At 69.4% G+C, this 18,196-nt stretch carries 19 protein-coding genes; 5 read left to right on the top strand and 14 right to left on the bottom strand.

Annotated elements, in window-relative coordinates:
• The 6 genes from ACVNF4_RS18795 to ACVNF4_RS18820 all read right to left on the bottom strand — a co-directional run.
• The coding region (locus ACVNF4_RS18795; protein ID WP_461803995.1) for a helix-turn-helix transcriptional regulator at positions 1-940 on the bottom strand (940 nt) is incomplete at its 3' end.
• A gap of 17 nt (positions 941-957) precedes the next feature.
• Complete coding sequence (locus ACVNF4_RS18800) at positions 958-1,911, bottom strand: helix-turn-helix transcriptional regulator (RefSeq protein ID WP_461803996.1); 954 nt, start codon at positions 1,909-1,911, stop codon at positions 958-960.
• A gap of 129 nt (positions 1,912-2,040) precedes the next feature.
• Positions 2,041-2,412: an FKBP-type peptidyl-prolyl cis-trans isomerase gene (locus ACVNF4_RS18805; protein WP_461803997.1), complete on the bottom strand. Its 372-nt coding sequence runs from the start codon at positions 2,410-2,412 to the stop codon at positions 2,041-2,043.
• A gap of 59 nt (positions 2,413-2,471) precedes the next feature.
• Positions 2,472-3,479 (bottom strand): FKBP-type peptidyl-prolyl cis-trans isomerase, encoded by a 1,008-nt coding sequence (locus ACVNF4_RS18810; RefSeq protein ID WP_461803998.1) that lies wholly within the window; start codon positions 3,477-3,479, stop codon positions 2,472-2,474.
• Positions 3,480-3,606: 127 nt separating this feature from the next.
• Complete coding sequence (gene pafA / locus ACVNF4_RS18815) at positions 3,607-4,968, bottom strand: Pup--protein ligase (protein WP_007499792.1); 1,362 nt, start codon at positions 4,966-4,968, stop codon at positions 3,607-3,609.
• A gap of 9 nt (positions 4,969-4,977) precedes the next feature.
• The gene (locus ACVNF4_RS18820; RefSeq protein WP_461803999.1) at positions 4,978-6,246 is read right to left on the bottom strand and encodes an MFS transporter; all 1,269 of its coding nucleotides are present in this window, start codon (positions 6,244-6,246) and stop codon (positions 4,978-4,980) included.
• A gap of 116 nt (positions 6,247-6,362) precedes the next feature.
• Here ACVNF4_RS18820 and ACVNF4_RS18825 point away from each other — a divergent pair, with 116 nt between their 5' ends.
• Entirely contained in the window at positions 6,363-7,370 is a 1,008-nt protein-coding gene (locus tag ACVNF4_RS18825) for a LacI family DNA-binding transcriptional regulator (protein WP_461804000.1), read from the top strand.
• Between the two features lie 64 nt (positions 7,371-7,434).
• Here the strand turns inward: ACVNF4_RS18825 and prcA are convergent, their stop codons facing one another.
• The 6 genes from prcA to arc form a co-directional block, all read right to left on the bottom strand.
• Positions 7,435-8,187, bottom strand: a complete 753-nt coding sequence (prcA, locus tag ACVNF4_RS18830; RefSeq protein WP_461804001.1) for a proteasome subunit alpha — start codon at positions 8,185-8,187, stop codon at positions 7,435-7,437.
• 59 nt (positions 8,188-8,246) lie between these two features.
• The gene (gene prcB, locus ACVNF4_RS18835; protein ID WP_461804002.1) at positions 8,247-9,092 is read right to left on the bottom strand and encodes a proteasome subunit beta; all 846 of its coding nucleotides are present in this window, start codon (positions 9,090-9,092) and stop codon (positions 8,247-8,249) included.
• Positions 9,044-9,637 carry an endonuclease VII domain-containing protein gene (locus ACVNF4_RS18840; RefSeq protein WP_461804003.1) on the bottom strand — a complete coding sequence of 198 codons (594 nt, stop codon included), beginning with the start codon at positions 9,635-9,637 and terminating at the stop codon, positions 9,044-9,046. The genes prcB and ACVNF4_RS18840 overlap by 49 nt, the downstream gene beginning before the upstream one ends.
• A 39-nt stretch (positions 9,638-9,676) precedes the next feature.
• Positions 9,677-9,895, bottom strand: coding sequence for a ubiquitin-like protein Pup (locus ACVNF4_RS18845; protein ID WP_319726287.1), 219 nt, complete (start codon positions 9,893-9,895; stop codon positions 9,677-9,679).
• Between the two features lie 155 nt (positions 9,896-10,050).
• The gene (gene dop, locus ACVNF4_RS18850) at positions 10,051-11,562 is read right to left on the bottom strand and encodes a depupylase/deamidase Dop (protein WP_461804004.1); all 1,512 of its coding nucleotides are present in this window, start codon (positions 11,560-11,562) and stop codon (positions 10,051-10,053) included.
• 279 nt (positions 11,563-11,841) lie between these two features.
• Positions 11,842-13,608 (bottom strand): proteasome ATPase, encoded by a 1,767-nt coding sequence (gene arc / locus ACVNF4_RS18855; RefSeq protein ID WP_461804005.1) that lies wholly within the window; start codon positions 13,606-13,608, stop codon positions 11,842-11,844.
• 252 nt (positions 13,609-13,860) lie between these two features.
• On the opposite strand from arc, the gene ACVNF4_RS18860 reads away from it, so the two are divergent.
• On the top strand, positions 13,861-14,166 hold the full coding sequence (locus tag ACVNF4_RS18860; protein WP_461804010.1) for a ferredoxin: 306 nt from the start codon (positions 13,861-13,863) through the stop codon (positions 14,164-14,166).
• A gap of 46 nt (positions 14,167-14,212) precedes the next feature.
• On the opposite strand, the gene ACVNF4_RS18865 is transcribed toward ACVNF4_RS18860, so the two are convergent.
• Positions 14,213-14,776, bottom strand: coding sequence for a hypothetical protein (locus tag ACVNF4_RS18865; protein WP_461804006.1), 564 nt, complete (start codon positions 14,774-14,776; stop codon positions 14,213-14,215).
• 218 nt (positions 14,777-14,994) lie between these two features.
• The gene (locus tag ACVNF4_RS18870; RefSeq protein WP_055724714.1) at positions 14,995-15,900 is read right to left on the bottom strand and encodes a tRNA (adenine-N1)-methyltransferase; all 906 of its coding nucleotides are present in this window, start codon (positions 15,898-15,900) and stop codon (positions 14,995-14,997) included.
• A 78-nt stretch (positions 15,901-15,978) separates the two neighbouring features.
• On the opposite strand from ACVNF4_RS18870, the gene ACVNF4_RS18875 reads away from it, so the two are divergent.
• From ACVNF4_RS18875 to ACVNF4_RS18885, 3 genes are all read left to right on the top strand, one after another.
• Positions 15,979-16,401, top strand: a complete 423-nt coding sequence (locus ACVNF4_RS18875) for a hypothetical protein (protein WP_461804007.1) — start codon at positions 15,979-15,981, stop codon at positions 16,399-16,401.
• Between the two features lie 48 nt (positions 16,402-16,449).
• Positions 16,450-17,553: a glycoside hydrolase family 113 gene (locus ACVNF4_RS18880; protein WP_461804008.1), complete on the top strand. Its 1,104-nt coding sequence runs from the start codon at positions 16,450-16,452 to the stop codon at positions 17,551-17,553.
• A gap of 62 nt (positions 17,554-17,615) precedes the next feature.
• Positions 17,616-18,196 (top strand): acyltransferase family protein (locus tag ACVNF4_RS18885; RefSeq protein ID WP_461804009.1); only part of this gene is annotated, 581 nt, incomplete at its 3' end.

An 18,196-nucleotide genomic window follows, 5' to 3' on the forward strand; every position in this document is an offset into this window, starting at 1 on the left:
GGGCACTGTCCGCGAGGTCCCGCGGCGCGGCGATCCGGCCGTCCGCGCCCAGCCGCAGCGCGAGGCGCCGCAGGGACGCCGGATCAGGGGTGCGCAGCGTGATCCGCAGCCCCCCGTCCGGCAGCTCCTCCGCACTGTCGTGCGGGTAGTACTCGGCGACCCACCGCCCCCCGGGCCCCACCTCGACGACGACCTCGGGATCCTCGGCGGCGGGCTGCACGAGCCCCAGCGACAGGTCCCGCAGCTCCACCTCGGGCGGCGCCGACGGCTCGTCCAGGATCTTGATCTCGGCGACCCGGTCGAGCCGGAACGTCCGCCGCGCCTCGGAGCGCCTGCACCACGCCTCGACGTACGTGTGCCCCACGCTGACCAGGCGGATCGGGTCGATCTCCCGCTCGGTGACCTCGTCGCGCGCGGGCGAGTAGTAGCGGATCCACAGCCGTCGCCGCTCGGCGATCGCCCGGTCGACGTCGGCGAAGACGCCGCCCTCCGACTCGAACGTCACCGACAGCCGCGCACTCGCCCCGGCCGCCTCACCGGCCGCCGTCTCCACCTTCGCGGTGGCCCGCAGCAGCGCCTGCCGGTCGCCCTCGCGCAGCCCCGGCAGGGTGGCCACCGCACGCGCCGCGACCAGCAGCGCCGTCGCCTCGTCGGCCGCGAGACGCAACGGCTCGGCCCCCTCGGCGCCGAGGGCGGCCGGGTTGTGCCACCAGATGTGCTCGCCGTCCGTGTCGATGTCGAGGAGGTCCCCGCCGCGGAAGCTCGTCCCGCACATCGGCAGCACGTCGAGGTCGGCGACCAGCTCCTCCTCGGTGATCCCGAACGCCCGCGCCACGTCCTCGACGCGCGCGCCGGGCCGCTCCCTCAGATACGTCACCAGCGACAGCATCCGCCGCGTCTGGTCGATCGCGTTCACCGGCCGCACCGGTTTGCCCGCCATGCTCTTCCCCGTCCCCCTCAGCCCTTGGCCACGGCCCGCAGCCGGTCCACGACGTCCGCCCGCAGCTCGGCCGGACCGACGACCACGACGTCGGGACCGAACTCCACCAGCCAGGCGTCCAGACCGTGCCCGTACGGAATCTCCAACTCGTCCCAGCCGTTCCCGAGTTCCCGCACCACCGTGGCTTTCGCCCGAAGGGGGTACCCGGCCCCGGCCCGCAGCCGGATCACCGCACTGCGGTCCGCACGCTCCCCGGCCCAGCCCGCGACCGTCTCCCGCACCGTCACCACGTCCGGCACCGGCGCCGTGAACGCGGCACCCCTTGAGCGCACCCGCCCGGTGATCCGCGACAGCCTGAACACCCGCTCGGCGCCCCGGTCCCGGTCGAACCCGGCGAGATACCAGTGCCCGCGCCAGCACTCCAGCGCCCACGGCTCCACATTCCGCGGCTCGGGCCGCGCGGCCGTCACCTTCCGGTAGTCGAACTGCACCGGACGACGGTCCCGGCACGCCAGCATCAACGGCTCGAACGCCGCCTCGTGCACAGGGATACGAGGCTCCAGCGCGCCGTGCGCCTCGTACGGGTCGACGTCCTCGGGCAGCCCGGCCGCACGCAGCTTCTGCAACGCTCCCGAAGCGGCGCCCGCGAGCCTCGCCTGCTGCCACACCTTCGCGGCGAGCCCCAGCGCGGCGGCCTCCTCCGCGTCCAGCGTGATGGGCGGCAAACGGTTGCTGTCCTTGCGGGCGAGGTAGCCGACCTCGCCGTCCAGGTTCTCCACCGTCTCGATGACCAGGCCGAGTTCGCGCAGATCGTCCTTGTCGCGCTCGAACATCCGGTTGAAGGCGTCGTCCACACCCGCTTCGAGATACGCCTCGATGGATTCGCGCAACTCCCTTTTGCTGAGCGGTCTGCGCGTCCCCAGCAGACACAGCGCCAGGTTCATGAGCCGCTCTGCCTTGGCAATGGCCATCGACGCCCTTCGCCTTTCCTATGGTGCTTCCGACGGATGACCGTACCGCCCCGCGCCGTCCGGGCAAAAGCCGAGGCCCATGCCCGTACAGGCATGGGCCTCACCCGGTCACCGCCGGTCGTGCGCCGCTCAGACCGCGATCAGGTCCACCACGAAGATCAGGGTGGAACCGGCCGGGATCGCCGGGGTCGGGCTCTGGTCGCCGTAGCCCAGGTGCGGCGGGATCGTCAGCTGACGACGGCCGCCGACCTTCATGCCCTCCACGCCCTTGTCCCAGCCCTGGATGACCCGGCCGGCACCCAGCGGGAACTTGAACGCGGAACCGCGGTTCCAGCTCGCGTCGAACTCCTCACCGGTGGCGAAGGTGACGCCGACGTAGTGCACGGTCACCATCTGACCGGCCTGCGCGACCTCGCCGTCACCCTCCCAGATGTCCTTGATCTCAAGGTCCGCCGGCGGCTGGCCCTCGGGGAAGTCGATCTCGGGCTTCTCGATGCTCACGTCAAACTCCTGGTCGTTCACAAAAAGGAAACCCGCACAGTCTTACATTTTCTCGCGCGTCACGAGGCCGCGAGGATGTCCACCGTGAACACCATCGTCGACGTCTTCCCGATCCCGCTGTCCTGCGGCGGGTTGTCGCCGTAGCCCAGCGCCGGGGGGACCACGATGACGACGCGGCTGCCGACCTTCTTGCCGGTCAGCCCCTGCGCCCAGCCCTTGACGACCTGCTGGAGCGAGAACGACGTCGGCTGGTCGCGCTTGTAGGAGGAGTCGAACTCCTTGCCGGTCTCCCAGACGACACCCTTGTACTGCACGACGAGCGTGGAGTCCGCCTTCACCACCGCGCCGTCGCCCTCGATGACGTAGTTCGCCACCAGGTCCTTCGGCGCCGCCGACTTGGGGATGTCCACCGAGGGCGCCTTGCCGTCCGTGTTCGTGCCCACCTTCGGGAGCTTCGCGTCGTCCTGCGCGACGTCCTTGCCCTTCGCGGAGGACTTGCCGTTGAACGTGTCCTGCACGTCCACCACGAACACCAGCGTGTCCGTGCCCTTGATGCCCGCCTGCGACTGGCCCTGCGCGCCGTACCCCCAGGTCGGCGGGACCGAGAGCTCCACCCGGCTGCCCGCCTTCCTGCCCGCCAGCGCGTACCGCCAGCCGTCGATGATGCTGCCCTTGGCGAGCTGGATGAACAACGGGGTCTTACGGTCGTAGGAGTTGTCGAACACCTTCGCCGTGTCCCAGATCTGGCCCAGGTAGTGGGCCCACACGAAGTCGCCCTCGGCGATCGTCTTCCCGCTGCCCGCGACCAGCGTCTTCACCGCGAGCTGGTCCGACGGCTTGCCGCTGCCCTTCGCCACGGTCGGCTTCTCGCCGAACTTCTGACCCGCCGTCACGGCCGGCAGCGGGCCGTCCACGATCTTCGGCGCCGGAGCCGCCGACGGGTCCTTCGAGGCGGACTGCGACGCGCTGTCGCTCGCCTTGCTGGAGTCGGACTTGTCGTCGCCACAGCCGGCGAGCGTGACCAGTCCCACGGGGACGGCGGCGAGAATCAGGGAGCGTCGGCGCACGGTGGAAGCCTCGTAATCGGTCGAACTTGTGGATGGCGTGCGCGCAACTCTACGGCGTGCAAAGGGCGCCGTACGGAAAACGTACGGCGCCCGTGTTGCGTTCCGGTCTGTCACCGGAACGTGTCCCTCACATCCCGGCGATCAGCTTCTCCACCCGGTCGTCGACCGAACGGAACGGATCCTTGCACAGGACCGTCCGCTGCGCCTGGTCGTTCAGCTTCAGATGCACCCAGTCGACCGTGAAGTCCCGGCGCTGCTCCTGCGCCCGCCGGATGAAGTCACCCCGCAACCGCGCCCGAGTGGTCTGCGGGGGCACCGACTTGCCCTCGAAGATCTTCAGGTCGTTGCAGATCCGCGCCGCCTGCCCCTTGCGCTCCAGCAGGTAGTACAGACCCCGGCGACGGTGGATGTCGTGATAGGCGAGGTCGATCTGCGCCACCCGCGGATGCGACATCGTCATGTTGTGCTTGGCCCGGTACCGCTCGATCAGCTGGTACTTCATCACCCAGTCGATCTCGGTACCGATCCGGTCCAGGTCCTCCGCCTCGATCGCGTCCAGCGTCCGGCCCCACAGTTCGAGGACCTGCTCGACCGTGCCCGTCCGGATACCGCGCCGCTCACAGAAGTCGACGGCCTTCTCGTAGTACTCGCGCTGCACCTCCAGCGCCGACGCCTCCCGCCCGCTCGCCAGACGCACCTTGCGCCGGCCCGTGATGTCGTGACTGACCTCGCGGATCGCCCGGATCGGGTTCTCCAGCGTCAGATCCCGCATCACCGTGCCCGCCTCGATCATCCGCAGCACCAGGTCGGTCGCGCCGACCTTCAGCAGCATCGTCGTCTCCGACATGTTCGAGTCGCCCACGATCACATGCAGACGGCGGTAGCGCTCCGCGTCCGCGTGCGGTTCGTCACGGGTGTTGATGATCGGCCGGGAGCGTGTCGTCGCCGAGGAGACGCCCTCCCAGATGTGCTCCGCCCGCTGGCTCACGCAGTACACCGCGCCGCGCGGGGTCTGGAGCACCTTGCCCGCACCGCACAGCAGCTGACGCGTCACCAGGAACGGGATCAGGATGTCCGCGAGACGGGAGAACTCCCCGTGCCGCGCGACCAGATAGTTCTCGTGGCAGCCGTAGGAGTTACCGGCCGAGTCCGTGTTGTTCTTGAAGAGGTAGACGTCGCCCGCGATTCCTTCCTCGTGCAGGCGCCGTTCCGCGTCCACCAGAAGTCCTTCGAGAATGCGCTCGCCGGCCTTGTCGTGAGTCACCAGTTCGGTCACGTTGTCACATTCGGGTGTCGCGTATTCGGGGTGCGAACCCACATCCAGATAGAGGCGGGCTCCGTTCCGCAGAAAGACATTGCTGCTGCGGCCCCATGACACGACACGGCGGAAGAGGTACCGCGCCACCTCGTCAGGAGACAGACGCCGCTGTCCCCTGAACGTGCACGTGACGCCGTACTCGTTCTCCAGCCCGAAAATGCGGCGGTCCATGACTGAACATTACGCCCGATCGCCGGAACTGAAACGGGGTTCGACAGCACGGTTCAGATCATTTTCCGACGCCACCACAGCAACAGTGCGAGAAGCCGGCACCTCCATTACCCTCCTGGTCGCCAGCAAAACCAGCAGCGCGGCACCACCCGCGAGAGCCGGCACCGCGAACCCCCACAGCGTGCCGCCCGCCTCCACCACCGGCCCCGTCACCCCCGTCCCCGCCGACTGGCCCACCGTGAACATCGTCACCAGCCACGAGAACGCCTCCGTCACCGTCCCCCGCGGCGCGTACGAGTCGACCAGCACGAACATGCACGTGATCGCCGGCGCCAGGAACACCCCCGCCAGCGCCGTCAGCGCCACCATCGCCACAGCACCCGGACGCAACAGCAACGGCACGTAGCAGACCGCGAGGAGCGCCACGATCACCGTCAGCCGCCGCTGCGGCGACCCCGGCCACGACCGCGCCCCGTACACCGTCCCGCCCACCAGCGCCCCCAGCCCCAGCGCGGCCAGCATCCAGCCGTACACCGCGTCCCCGCCGTGCGCGTCCGCGTACGGCACCGACGCCACCGTGATCGACCCCAGCGCCACCCCGATGAACACGCACGACCCCAGCAGCGCCAGCAGCGGACGCGAGCGCAGCGCGCCCAGCCAGTGCGCCTCGCGGGGAGCCGAGCGCCAGGCACGCGAGGGCGGCGACACCACGACCGACAGCGCCCCCAGCACGCCCACCGCGTTGACCAGCAGCAGCGCCGCCCGCTCCGACCACACCGACACGCACACCGTCACCAGCAGCGGGCCGACCGTGAACATCGCCTCCTGCGCGACCGCGTCCATCGCGTACGCCGTGTGCACCTGGTCCTCGCGCTTGAGGACCGACGGCCACAGCGCCCGCAGGCCGCCCTCCAGGGGCGGTGTCAGCAGGCCCGCGACCACCACGGCGGTACAGGCGAGCCAGAGGGGGTCCAGGCCGCTCCAGGCGAACAGCGCCATCCCGGCCGCCGAACCCAGCGCCGCCGGGAGCTGCACGCGCGGCTGGCCGTGCAGGTCCACGAGACGGCCCAGCACCGGCTGGCCCACCGCGTTCGCCACGCCGTACACCGCCGCCAGCACACCCGCCAGGCTGTACGAGCCGCCCTCGGCGCGCGTGAACAGCACGACCGTGATCGCCGCCGTCGCGCACGGCAGGCGGCCCACCAGCGTGCCGGCCAGCAGCCGCAGCGCGTACCGGGCCCGCGCCACCTCCGCGTATCCCGCCAGTCCCCCGGCCATCCCGCCTCCCACCGCTCGTCCGAGGCCCCGAAAGACCTCACGTGTTACGTATAACTCCCTGAGTCATACGTACCATGACCACAAAGGATCGGTCCAGAACGGGAGGCAGGCGAACGGTGGCACGCAACTCGACGCGCCCCACGAGCCGCGACGTCGCCCAGGCCGCCGGCGTCTCCCAGGCCGCCGTCTCCCTCGTCCTCGGCGACAAATGGCGAGGCCGCGTCGCCGAGACCACCGCCGAACGCGTCCGGCAGGCCGCCCGCGACCTCGGCTACCGCCCCAACCTCGCCGCCCGCAACCTCCGCCTCGGCCACACCCGCACCGTCCTGCTCGTCGTCCCCGCCCTCACCACCGAGTTCTTCGCCGGCGTCTACACCGGCGCCGCCCGCGTCGCCGCCCGGCACGGCTTCGGCGTCGTCCTCTACCCCTCCCCCGAAGGCGTCGGCCCCGCCCGCGACCCCTTCGCCAGCGCCCAGGCCGCCCTCGACGGCGTCATCGCCTCCTCCATGGCCGCCGACGCCCTCACCGCCATCCGCGGCGACCAACTCCCCCTCGTCATGCTCGACAGCGACCCCCACGGCAGCCTCGGCGCCGCCACCGTCAACCTCGACATCGCCGACGGCACCCGCCAGGTCACCGACCACCTCCTCGGTCTCGGCCACCGCCACTTCCTCCACCTCGCGGCCGACGTCCCCTCCTGGACCTTCCAGGTCCGCGCCCACACCCTCACCACCCGCCTGACCACCACCCCCGGCACCACCCTGCGCACCGCACCCACCCCCATCACCATCGACGACGCCAGGCACGCCCTCACCGAAGCCCTCCGAACCGGCCCCCACCCCACCGCCGTCATCTGCGACGACGACAAACTCGCCGCCGGCGCCTACAAAGCCCTCCGCCGCCTCGGCCTGCGCGTCCCCGACGACATCTCCGTCACCGGCCTCGACGACCTCGCCCTCGCCACCGCCATCGACCCCGAACTCACCACCGTCCGCCTCGACGCCGAACTCTTCGGCGAACGCGGCATGCACGCCCTCCTCGCCGTCCTCGACGGCCGCACCCCCGACCAGGGCGACATCCCCGTCCACCTCGTCGTCCGCGGCTCCACCGCACCACCCCCCTGAACGACCCGTGCCCCAGCCGGAAGAACCGGCCGGGGCACGTACGGGGGATGTCAGGCAGGGACCACTACTCGCCGGACCCCTCGGCCTCCTCCGCGCTCTCCGCCTCCGTCGCCGGACCCTCCGCCTCCAGCAGACGCGACAGCTGCGGACCCACGATCCGCTTGAACTTCCGCTGCTGCGGACGCGTACGGTCCAGCACCGCCACCTCAAGACGCTCGGCCGGGATCTCCCGCTGCGTGCCGTTCGCCTCCCGCGACAACGCCTGCACCGCCAGCTTCAGCGCCTCCGACAGGCTCATGCCGTCACGGTGCCGCTGGTCCAGATAGTTGCTGATCAGCTCCGCGTTACCGCCCACCGCGACCGAACCGTGCTCGTCCACGATCGAACCGTCGTGCGGCAGCCGGTAGATCTGGTCACCCTCGACCGTCTCACCGACCTCCGCGACCACCAGCTCCACCTCGTACGGCTTCTCCGCCGACGACGAGAAGATCGTCCCCAGCGTCTGCGCGTACACGTTCGCCAGGCCACGAGCCGTCACGTCGTCCCGGTCGTACGTGTAGCCCCGCAGATCCGCGTAGCGCACACCGCCGATCCGGAGGTTCTCGTACTCGTTGTACTTGCCCGCCGCCGCGAAACCGATCCGGTCGTAGATCTCGCTGAACTTGTGCAGCGCGCGGGACGGATTCTCGCCGACGAACACGATGCCGTCGGCGTACTGGATGACCACAAGGCTGCGCCCGCGCGCGATGCCCTTACGGGCGTACTCCGCGCGGTCCGCCATCGCCTGCTGAGGAGACACATAGAACGGCGTCGACACCGGTTACCCGTCCTTTTCTGAGAGAGCGAACACCTGACAAGAAGAGTTGAGGCCCGGCGCTACAGCAGCGCGGCCCGGGGGCCGTCCGGCTGCTCCAGCCGCTTCTCCAGCACCGAACCCGAGATGCCCGCGGCCTCGGCGTCCGTCAGACGGCGGAAACCCTCGTCCGTGATCACCGTGACGATCGGGTAGATCCGGCGCGCGACATCCGGACCGCCCGTCGCCGAGTCGTCGTCCGCCGCGTCGTACAGCGCCTGCACCACCAGCGTCGTCGCCTCGGACTCCGACAGGCCGTCACGGAACAGCTTCTTCAGGGCGCCCCGCGCGAAGATCGAACCCGAGCCGACCGCCGCGTAGTTCTGCTCCTCGGAACGGCCGCCCGTCACGTCGTAGCTGAAAATGCGGCCCTTCGCGCGGTCCACGTCGAAACCGGCGAACAGCGGGACGACCGCCAGGCCCTGCATCGCCATGCCCAGGTTCGACCTGATCATCGTCGACAGGCGGTTCGCCTTGCCCTCCAGGGAGAGCTGCGCGCCCTCCACCTTCTCGAAGTGCTCCAGCTCCAGCTGGAACAGCTTCACCATCTCCACCGCGAGACCCGCCGTGCCGGCGATCCCGACCGCCGAGTACTCGTCCGCCGGGAACACCTTCTCGATGTCCCGCTGGGCGATCATGTTCCCCATCGTCGCCCGGCGGTCACCCGCGAGGATCACCCCGCCCTGGAACGTCACCGCCACGATCGTCGTCCCGTGCGGGGCCTCGATCACACCCTGCACCGCGGGCAACTGCCTATTGCCCGGCAGCAGTTGCGGTTGGTGCGCCGACAGGAAATCCATGAACGACGAGGACCCAGGCGTCAGGAAGGCAGCTGGTAGACGCCCGGTGCTACGAGTATTGGCTTCCACGAGTTTCCTTCCAGGTAGGAGGCCGCCCGACGAACCGCGTCAGGGTCGTCCCCCAACTTGCCGATGGCCGAATTGCAGTTGAAGCACAGTACGCCACGGACCCTACCCGTCTTGTGGCAGTGATCCACATGGACGGGGGGTGCCTTCAGGCAGATGACGCAGAGCCATTTCTGTTCCGCGATCATCTGGTCGCGTTGGGCTTCGGTGATGCCGTACTGCCGCTTGAGGTGATCCCGTCGCCCCTGAGCCGCCTTGCACGTCTTGCAGAGCGTGGCCAAGCCGTCCGAGGCCGTCCGGTTCCGTGTCCACTCGCTGTGCGGCTTGATCTCCCCGCAGGTCCGGCAGAGCTTGTGCCCCTCAGGCACCTCCACCTTCGGTCTGACGGTCTTCCCTTTGGCCGACTGCCGTTTCTCGTAGTAGGCGGCCGCACACTCACGGCAGTTCGCTTGCAGCCCGTCACGCATCGCCCTGTTATTGGCGAAGGCCGCCCGCGGCTTGTATTCCTTGCACCGCGAGCAACGCTTCACCTCTTGCCCATCCGGCATAGGAGCCCCCGCTCTCCCCTCCCGAAGGGGTGAATCGGACTATTCCCCACCTTTTTGAACAAATCCACGCACGAAGTCCTCTGCATTCTCTTCGAGGACATCGTCAATTTCGTCAAGAACCGAGTCGACGTCATCGCTCAGCTTCTCGTGCCGTTCCTTGAGGTCCTCCGAGCCCGACGTCTCCGCCGCCTGCTCCTCGGCCTCTTCGTTGGTCCGGGTCGCCTTCTGCTGGCCGCCGCCGGTGTCCTTGGTCGCCATGAACCTTCACCCCGCTCAGTTTCGCCCGATATGCCAGTGTGATCAGACCCTACAAGCCGGGTCTGACATCGGCCCCGCAGTTGGTGCAACGCGCGAGGGCCACCTCGATGATTCCCGGGGACGGGGGTTTCCACCCGTGCCCGGGGATCTTGTGTTCAGCCGCCGGAGAGGACCCTGACCAGGTCTTCAGCGGTTCGGCAGCGGTCCAGCAGCTCCTTGACGTGATTTCGCGTTCCGCGTAGCGGTTCCAGGGTTGGGACCCGCTGGAGGCTGTCGCGCCCGGGGAGATCGAAGATGACGGAGTCCCAGGAGGCGGCAGCGACGTCGTCGGCGTACTGGTCGAGGCACCGCCCCCGGAAGTACGCCCGGGTGTCCTCCGGCGGCGACGACTTCGCATGCTCGACCTCCGCCTCGTCCAGCAGCCGTTTCATCCGGCCACGGGCCACGAGCCGGTTGTAGAGCCCCTTCTCGGCCCGTACGTCGGCGTACTGGAGGTCGACGAGGTGCAGCCGCGCGGCGTCCCAGTCGAGGTCGTCGCGGCGCCGGTAGCCCTCCATGAGCTCCTTCTTGGCGACCCAGTCGAGCTCCCCGGCGAGGCTCATGGGGTCGTTCTCCAGCCGGGTGAGGGTGTCCTCCCAGCGGGCGAGGACGTCCTTGGTCTGGTCGTCCGCGTCGGCGCCGTAGCGCTCCTCGACGTATTTGCGGGACAGCTCGTAGTACTCCATCTGGAGCTGGACGGCGGTGAGTGTGCGTCCGCTGCGGAGGGTGACGAGGCGCTGGAGGCTGGGGTCGTGGGAGACCTGGTGGAGGGTGCGGACGGGCTGGTCGACCGCGAGGTCCACCGCGATGAAGCCGTCCTCGATCATGGAGAGGACGAGTGCGGTGGTGCCGAGTTTGAGGTAGGTGGAGATCTCGGACAGGTTCGCGTCGCCGATGATGACGTGCAGTCGGCGGTATTTCTCCGCGTCGGCGTGGGGTTCGTCGCGGGTGTTGATGATGGGCCGCTTGAGGGTGGTCTCCAGGCCGACCTCGACCTCGAAGTAATCGGCGCGCTGGCTGATCTGGAAGCCGTGTTCGTGGCCGTCCTGGCCGATGCCGACGCGTCCGGCGCCGGTGAAGACCTGGCGGGAGACGAAGAAGGGGGTGAGGTGGCGCACGATGTCCGAGAAGGCGGTCTCGCGCTTCATCAGGTAGTTCTCGTGGGTGCCGTAGGAGGCGCCTTTGTTGTCGGTGTTGTTCTTGTAGAGGTGGATGGGCTGGGCGCCGGGGAGCTGGGCGGCTCGTTCGGCGGCTTCGGCCATGATGCGTTCACCGGCCTTGTCCCACAGGACGGCGTCGCGGGGGTTCGTGACTTCGGGTGAGCTGTATTCGGGGTGGGCGTGGTCGACGTAGAGGCGGGCGCCGTTGGTGAGGATGACGTTGGCGAGGCCGATGTCCTCGTCGGTGAGCTGGCTGGCGTCGGCGGCTTCCCGGGCGAGGTCGAAGCCCCGGGCGTCGCGCAGGGGGTTCTCCTCCTCGAAGTCCCAGCGGGCCCGGCGGGCCCGGTGCATCGCCGCGGCGTAGGCGTTGACGATCTGGGACGAGGTGAGCATGGCATTGGCGTTGGGGTGGCCGGGGACGGAGATGCCGTACTCCGTCTCGATGCCCATTACTCGCCGTACGGTCATGCGGCCCTCCTTGCCCGGCGGCGCCCTCGGTGATGGGCGTCGCTCAAGTACCGCTGGTTCCTCGGTGCGTGTGCGGTGCCCGTCCCCGCACTGTGCGACTCGGCGGTACGAAAGAGCCTAGAACGCCTGCGCGCCGGCGGGGAGATCATTTGCGTCATTGCACGGTCTCGGCTTGTGGCCGGAATTTTCGTTGTGCCGGCCGGGTGCTCGGGTGTTTTCCCGTGGGTTAAAACGGGGCGGCTGCGAGTGCCCGGGGGCACCCGCAGCCGCCCTGTCTTCTTACAGGTACTGTCCGGTGTTCGCCACCGTGTCGATGGAGCGTCCGGTGTCGGCGCCCTGCTTTCCGGTGATGAGGGTGCGGATGTAGACGATCCGCTCGCCCTTCTTTCCGGAGATGCGGGCCCAGTCGTCCGGGTTGGTGGTGTTGGGGAGGTCTTCGTTCTCCTTGAACTCGTCCACGCATGCCTGGAGGAGGTGGGAGACGCGCAGGCCCTTCTGTTCTTTCTCCAGGAAGTCCTTGATCGCCATTTTCTTGGCACGCCCGACGATGTTCTCGATCATGGCGCCGGAGTTGAAGTCCTTGAAGTAGAGGACTTCCTTGTCTCCGTTGGCGTAGGTGACTTCCAGGAAGCGGTTTTCCTCGGATTCGGCGTACATGTGCTCGACGGCGGTCTGGATCATGCTGTCGACGGTGACCGTCTTGCTGCCGCCGTGTTCGCCGAGGTCGTCGGAGTGCAGGGGGAGGCGTTCGGTCAGGTACTTGCCGAAGATGTCCTTGGCGGCTTCGGCGTCCGGGCGCTCGATCTTGATCTTCACGTCGAGCCGGCCGGGGCGCAGGATGGCGGGGTCGATCATGTCCTCGCGGTTGGAGGCGCCGATGACCACGACGTTCTGGAGGCCCTCGACGCCGTCGATCTCGGCGAGGAGCTGGGGGACGATGGTGTTCTCGACGTCGGAGCTGACGCCGGAGCCGCGGGTGCGGAACAGGGACTCCATCTCGTCGAAGAAGACGATGACGGGGGTGCCTTCGCTGGCCTTCTCGCGGGCTCGCTGGAAGACGAGGCGGATCTGGCGTTCGGTCTCGCCGACGTACTTGTTGAGGAGTTCGGGGCCCTTGATGTTGAGGAAGAAGCTCTTGCCCTGGGCCTGTCCGGTGACCTCGGCGACCTTCTTGGCCAGCGAGTTGGCGACGGCTTTGGCGATGAGTGTCTTGCCGCATCCGGGGGGTCCGTAGAGCAGGACGCCCTTGGGGGGCCGCAGTTCGTGTTCCTTGAACAAGTCCGGGTAGAGGTACGGGAGTTCGACGGCGTCGCGGATGGCTTCGATCTGTCCGCCGAGGCCGCCGATCTGTTCGTAGCCGATGTCGGGGACTTCTTCGAGGACGAGTTCCTCGACCTCGCTCTTGGGCACGATCTCGTAGACGTAGCCGGAGCGGGGTTCGAGGAGGAGGGCGTCGCCGGGGCGGATGGTGACGTCGAGGAGGGGTTCGGCGAGCCGGACGACCCTCTCTTCGTCGGTGTGCCCCTGGACGAGGGCGCGTTCGCCGTCCTCCAGGATCTCTTTGAGGGTGACGATGTCGCCGACGCTCTCGTACTCCATGGCCTCGACCACGTTGAGTGCTTCGTTGAGCATCACTTCCTGGCCGCGCCTGAGGTCGTCGAGGTCGACGCTCGGGCTGACGTTCACGCGGAGTTTGCGGCCTCCGGTGAAGATGTCGGCGGTGCCGTCCTCGGTGGCTTGCAGGAAGACTCCGAAGCCGGCCGGCGGCTGGGCGAGCCGGTCGACTTCCTCTTTGAGGGCGACGATCTGGTCGCGGGCCTCGCGGAGCGTGTTGGCGAGTCGTTCGTTCTGGGCGGACACGCCGGCCAGGTTGGTCTGTAGCTCGACGATCCGCTCTTCGAGAATCCTCGTGTGCCGCGGAGAGTCGGCGAGCTTGCGGCGCAGGACGGCGATCTCCTGCTCAAGGTAGGCAATCTGCCCGGACGGGTCGTCGGACCCTCGTCCCGGGCGGATGCCGCGGTTCATGTCGTCGTCGTGGGCTGCCACGGTCCTCACCTCCTCCATGGGGAGCTGGACGCTTCCAGACCCTACCTGGGTGGGTGTCGGTTGAAACCCCTAGATCACAAAGACGGTCGGGGTGTGTCCGATCTTCACCCTTGCGCTCTCCCTCACGCCAGGGGAATACCCACCGAACATGATTGGGAAGCGGGGCCGGGTAGGGTCGAAGTGTCCAACGGCGGTCAGAGCCTGCATGGTTCCCGTGGGGCTCGGTGTTAAACGGCGGGAGTCGCGGGAGTGGTGGACGTGGTGCGGGAGGCCGGTGTCGTGGGTGGCGCGCTGGAGGTCTGGATCGACCAGGATCTCTGTACGGGGGACGGGATCTGTGTGCAGTACGCGCCGGAGGTGTTCGAGCTGGACATCGACGGTCTGGCGTATGTGCGGGGTCCGGGTGAGGAGCTGTTGCAGGCGCCGGGTGCGGTGGCGCCGGTTCCGTTGCCGTTGCTGGCGGATGTGGTGGATTCGGCGCGGGAGTGTCCGGGTGAGTGCATCCATGTACGGCGGGTTTCGGACAGCGTGGAGGTGTACGGCCCGGACGCGGAGTGACCGTGCGGTCACCCCGGGTTCTTTCGGTGTGCCGGGGTGGCTGGTTTCAGACGCTGCGGGCACCTGCGGGTGTCGTGCGGACGAACTTGTCGTCCTGCCACCGCCACTGGGCGTCGCTCTTCACGTCGGGGCAGCAACTCGGCACGTCCGGCGTGGAGTAGCCGAGGAGGGTGGCGCGGACGACGCCGTCGGTGACGGCGAGGGAGGTCACCGTGTTGCGGTCCTTCGGCGTGACGAGGGTGGCGACCACGCGGGGCCCCTGGGTGATGACGTACACGGCGTCGGGCGGGGTGCCCATGGGGGCGTCGCAGTGGACGACGGCGACGGTCTCGGGGCGGCCGTCCCCGTCGAGGTCTCCGGCGGCCTGTTTCACGATGAGCGCCTTCACGGGGCCGCAGTCCAGGGGGAACTTCACTCCGGCGACCGAGGGGGCGACGGCGGCGGGTCTGTCGTCCGCCTTCGTCGTGGGCGTGGACCCCGCGGCGGTGGCGGGGCCGGGCTGGAGCACCGAGGAGAGGGCGACGACGCCGGCGAGCGCGGTGGCGGTCGCGACCCAGTGGATGGGCCGGGTGTGGGTGTGGGCCAGTTCCGGGACGACGGGGTGCTGCACGAGTGCGCGTCTCCTGTGGGGCTGTGCCGAAAGGGGGGTGGGGGTGTCAGCATCGTGCCACAGGAGGAGGTGTGGGGGAACGGCGGGGTGAGTCACCAAAAGGCGCCGCCGTGGCCTAGTCGCTCGTAAGCAGAACCAGACCACGGCGGCGAGCCATGTTCTTTAGGGGCGCGGGGAACTGCGCGACAAGCCACGACGGCGCCGCACCCAACCACCAGCTAGCGCTCTCCCGCTCCGCCGTCGGCGTTGGGGCCGGAGTAGTCCTCGCCGTAGGCACCCTTGGCGGGGCGGCGGCGGCGCATGGGCGGCTCGACGCCGTCGGCGAGGCGGCGGGCGGTGAGCAGGAATCCGGTGTGGCCGATCATCCGGTGGTCCGGGCGGACGGCCAGGCCCTCGATGTGCCAGTTGCGGATCATCGACTCCCAGGCGGTGGGCTCGTTGAAGGAGCCGATCTCGCGGATGGACTCGACGGTCCGGGCGAGCTGCGTGGTGGTCGCGACGTAGCAGCAGAGGATGCCGCCGGGGACGAGCGCCTTGGAGACGGCCTCCAGGCACTCCCAGGGGGCGAGCATGTCGAGGATGACGCGGTCGACGTCGGTGTCGGACAGGTTGTCCTGGAGGTCACCGACGGTGAGCTGCCAGGCGGGGTGGGGGCCGCCGAAGTAGCGCTCCACGTTCTGCTGGGCGATCTCCGCGAAGTCCTCGCGGCGCTCGTAGCTGTGCAGCATGCCCTGGTCGCCGACGGCGCGCAGCAGGAAGCTGCTGAGCGAGCCGGAGCCCACGCCGGCTTCGACGACGCGGGCGCCGGGGAAGATGTCGGCGAAGGCGAGGATCTGGCCCGCGTCCTTCGGGTAGACGACGGCTGCCCCGCGGGGCATGGACAGGACGTAGTCGGGGAGCAGGGGGCGCAGCGCGAGGTAGGCGACGTTCCCGGTGGTGCGGACAACGCTGCCCTCGGGTGCGCCGATCAGTTCGTCGTGCGGGAAGGAACCCTTGTGGGTGTGGAAGTTCTTCCCGGCTTCGAGCGTGAACGTGTAGTGACGGCCCTTGGGGTCGGTCAGCTGTACCTGGTCCCCGACCTTGAAGGGCCCGCGCCTGCGGGCGGCACCGGTCGGTTCGGACATGTGAACAGCCTACCGGTGTTGCCGGGGGCCGCCGACCACGGGGCGGACGGGCGGGGGCGGTTCGGGGAGGGAGCCCCAGTGACCGGGCTCATCTTCACAGAACCTCCATTGGGGCTGGCCTTCAACCGGACTCTGCCGCGCCGGTCCCGGGCGCTGCTCATGTACAGCGTGACGACGTGGGTGATGGGGCCCTTCCAGCATGTGGGTGTGGTGCTGGCGGTCGGCGCGGTGCTCGGTGATCTGAACACCTCGCCGGTGACGCCGTGGATCCTGCCGCTGTGGGCGGTGACCATGGGGTACGCGGTGTGGATGTACTGGGAGGGGCTCAAGATCAACGCGTCGGTGTCGGGGAACGGGCGCCGGCTGTGGTGGGAGCCGGTCGCGGTGGTGGCCCTGATGCCGTTCTTCGCGCTGTGGGAGGCGGCGGGTTCCTTCCGGGGGCTGCTGCGGTATCTGCGGGGCGCGGAGAACCAGTTCGTCGTGATAGCGAAGCCGGCCTGAGAGATGCGCGCATATTTTCGTACACGCGTTCAGGCGCGTGCTCTGCCGATGCTCATGGCTCTCGCGCTGACGGCCGGTTGTGTCGCCGCGGGTGCCGGTGTCCCGGCCGGGGGCACGGCGCCCCGGTCCGCCGTCTCGTCCGCGTCCCCGGATGCGCGACCGGTCCTGGCCCGGGTCGCCCGGCCGTGGCGGGCCGGTGACCCCCAGCTCGGCGCGCAGGTGCTCTGGTACTCCTACCCGGGCGAGACCGACGCGTCCGTGCGGGTCGCCTCGGTGCGGCTGGTGAACTACATGGTCGGCAAGCACATGAACGCGATCTCGGTGACTTTCCCCTTCGCGACCGGCGGCCCGACGTCGAGCCGGGTCGGCGCCGCCCCCGGGACGCCCTCCGTCCGGCACCTGGGGATGCTCCTGGACACGGCGGCCCGGGCCGGACTGCGCATCACCCTGCGTCCGCTTCTCGACGAACGGAACCTGGTCGCCCAGGACCCCCTGGCCTGGCGCGGCTCGCTCGCCCCCGCCGACCGGGCGGCCTGGTTCCGGTCGTACGAGGCGTTCCTCGCGCCGTATCTGACACTCGCGGCCCGCCACCGTGCGAACACCTTCGTCCTGGGGGCGGAGCTGACGTCGCTGGAGGACGACCCGCGCTGGCGTTCGGTCGTGGCGGCGGCGCGGAAGGCGTTCCCGGGCGAGCTGTCCTACGACGCCAACTGGGACGACTACGTGGCCCGGCGGGTGCCCGTCCCCGTCGACCACTTGGGCATCGACGCCTACTTCTCCCTCGCCCACCTCGGTGACGACGCCTCCGCGGCGCAGATCGCCGAGGGCCGGCAGCGCTGGCTGGACCGCAAGAGCACCGGGAATCTGCCCCGGATCGTGCTGAGCGAGGTCGGTATCGTCGCGGCGAGCGGCGCCTACCGTCACCCGGCTGACTGGTCGGGCGGCGGGAAGACCGACACCACGGTGCAGCGGCGCTGGTTCGAGGCGGCCTGCCGGGTGGCCAAGGACCGGGACATGGCGGGTCTGTACTGGTGGAACCTCGATTTCCACGCCGATCCCGGGGCCGGTACGCCCGCCGGTGCCCGCGCCTCGTTCCTCGGCCGTCCCGCCGAGGATGTCATCGCCTCCTGCTTCCGGACCTGGCCGAGATGAACGAAGAACACCACGCACCCGTTGTCACCGCCGGTGCCCGCACCTCGACGCCGCTCCTACCGATGACGGTGCCTCAGGAGGCGGGCCTGCGGCGGTTCCCGGCGGTGGACGGCCTGCGGGGAGCGGCTGTGGCGGCCGTTGTGCTGTACGACACCGGGTGGGGCGGGCCGTACGTGTCCTGGGTGGGTGCCGGGGCCGGGGTCGACGTGCTGCTGGTGCTGACGGGGTTCCTGACCGCCCTGCCGCTGCTGCGCGGGGCGACGGCGACCGGCCGGACCGGTGCCGTGGGCTTCCTGGTCCGCAGGGCGAGGCGTACGGTTCCCGCGCTGCTGGTGTCGGTGGCCGTGGCCCTCGCCGGGTTCTGGGTGCTCGGCTCCTCGCACGTCGTCCGTGACCTGGCCCGGCGGTTCTGGTCGGTTCTCCTGGGCCGAGGGGGCTGGGAGGAGTGGCTGCGCGGGCGGCCGGTGGGGGTCGTCCCGACCGTGGACGCGCCGCTCGCCCCGCTGTGGCTGCTGGACGTCACCGCGCGTTCGGTGCTGGGCTGGTCGCTTCTTCTGGTGTGCCTCTGTCTCGTGGCCCGGCGCCGGCTCACCCCGGTGGCGCTGGTCGCCGCGCTGCTCGGCGGGGCGGTGACGGCCGCCGC

It is taken from the genome of Streptomyces sp. S6 (assembly GCF_054880855.1).

What these genes read in the sequence shown, in the direction of transcription:
- ACVNF4_RS18800 (WP_461803996.1), bottom strand. Translation starts at nt 1,911, where the DNA reads ATGGCCATTGCCAAGGCAGAGCGGCTCATGAACCTGGCGCTGTGTCTG.
- pafA (WP_007499792.1), bottom strand. Translation starts at nt 4,968, where the DNA reads ATGGACCGCCGCATTTTCGGGCTGGAGAACGAGTACGGCGTCACGTGC.
- ACVNF4_RS18820 (WP_461803999.1), bottom strand. Translation starts at nt 6,246, where the DNA reads ATGGCCGGGGGACTGGCGGGATACGCGGAGGTGGCGCGGGCCCGGTAC.
- ACVNF4_RS18840 (WP_461804003.1), bottom strand. Translation starts at nt 9,637, where the DNA reads ATGCCGGATGGGCAAGAGGTGAAGCGTTGCTCGCGGTGCAAGGAATAC.
- ACVNF4_RS18845 (WP_319726287.1), bottom strand. Translation starts at nt 9,895, where the DNA reads ATGGCGACCAAGGACACCGGCGGCGGCCAGCAGAAGGCGACCCGGACC.
- dop (WP_461804004.1), bottom strand. Translation starts at nt 11,562, where the DNA reads ATGACCGTACGGCGAGTAATGGGCATCGAGACGGAGTACGGCATCTCC.
- ACVNF4_RS18870 (WP_055724714.1), bottom strand. Translation starts at nt 15,900, where the DNA reads ATGTCCGAACCGACCGGTGCCGCCCGCAGGCGCGGGCCCTTCAAGGTC.
- ACVNF4_RS18880 (WP_461804008.1), top strand. Translation starts at nt 16,450, where the DNA reads ATGCTCATGGCTCTCGCGCTGACGGCCGGTTGTGTCGCCGCGGGTGCC.